The organism is Streptomyces sp. NPDC093109 (assembly GCF_040701725.1).
GTDB lineage: Bacteria > Actinomycetota > Actinomycetes > Streptomycetales > Streptomycetaceae > Streptomyces.
The window spans coordinates 1-1,176 of sequence record NZ_JBFBEZ010000110.1 but is presented as its reverse complement, the minus strand read 5'-3'; the positions used below and the strand labels follow the sequence as shown (position 1 = coordinate 1,176).

Below are 1,176 nucleotides of genomic sequence, written 5' to 3'. Positions count from 1 at the left end.
ACCTAGAATGGCCCCCCTTCTCCCGAAGTTACGGGGGCATTTTGCCGAGTTCCTTAACCATAGTTCACCCGAACGCCTCGGTATTCTCTACCTGACCACCTGAGTCGGTTTAGGGTACGGGCCGCCATGAAACTCGCTAGAGGCTTTTCTCGACAGCATAGGATCATCCACTTCACCACAATCGGCTCGGCATCAGGTCTCAGGCTATGTGCTGTCCGGATTTACCTGGACAACGCCCTACACCCTTACCCCGGGACAACCACCGCCCGGGCTGGACTACCTTCCTGCGTCACCCCATCGCTTACCTACTACCACCTCGGTTCAGCGGCTCCACCACTCCCCTTTGCCCGAAGGCTCCAGGACGGCTTCACGGCCTTAGCATTAATGGATTCGATACTGGGCGTTTCAAAGCGGGTACCGGAATATCAACCGGTTGTCCATCGACTACGCCTGTCGGCCTCGCCTTAGGTCCCGACTTACCCTGGGCAGATCAGCTTGACCCAGGAACCCTTAGTCAATCGGCGCACACGTTTCCCACGTGTGTATCGCTACTCATGCCTGCATTCTCACTCGTGAACCGTCCACAACTAGCTTCCGCTGCTGCTTCACCCGGCACACGACGCTCCCCTACCCATCACAGCGGGCGTTGGCCCTCATGCTGCAATGACACGACTTCGGCGGTACGCTTGAGCCCCGCTACATTGTCGGCGCGGAATCACTTGACCAGTGAGCTATTACGCACTCTTTCAAGGATGGCTGCTTCTAAGCCAACCTCCTGGTTGTCTCTGCGACTCCACATCCTTTCCCACTTAGCGTACGCTTAGGGGCCTTAGTCGATGCTCTGGGCTGTTTCCCTCTCGACCATGGAGCTTATCCCCCACAGTCTCACTGCCGCGCTCTCACTTACCGGCATTCGGAGTTTGGCTAAGGTCAGTAACCCGGTAGGGCCCATCGCCTATCCAGTGCTCTACCTCCGGCAAGAAACACACGACGCTGCACCTAAATGCATTTCGGGGAGAACCAGCTATCACGGAGTTTGATTGGCCTTTCACCCCTAACCACAGGTCATCCCCCAGGTTTTCAACCCTGGTGGGTTCGGTCCTCCACGAAGTCTTACCTCCGCTTCAACCTGCCCATGGCTAGATCACTCCGCTTCGGGTCTTGAGCGCGCTACTA

Annotated in this window: 1 rRNA gene (only partly in view); it reads right to left on the bottom strand. The window is 57.1% G+C overall.

The window, feature by feature from the left end:
- Window positions 1-1,176: ribosomal RNA gene (locus AB0389_RS37750) — 23S ribosomal RNA — on the bottom strand; its annotated part reaches 1,271 nt to the left of the window's first position; the annotation flags it as partial.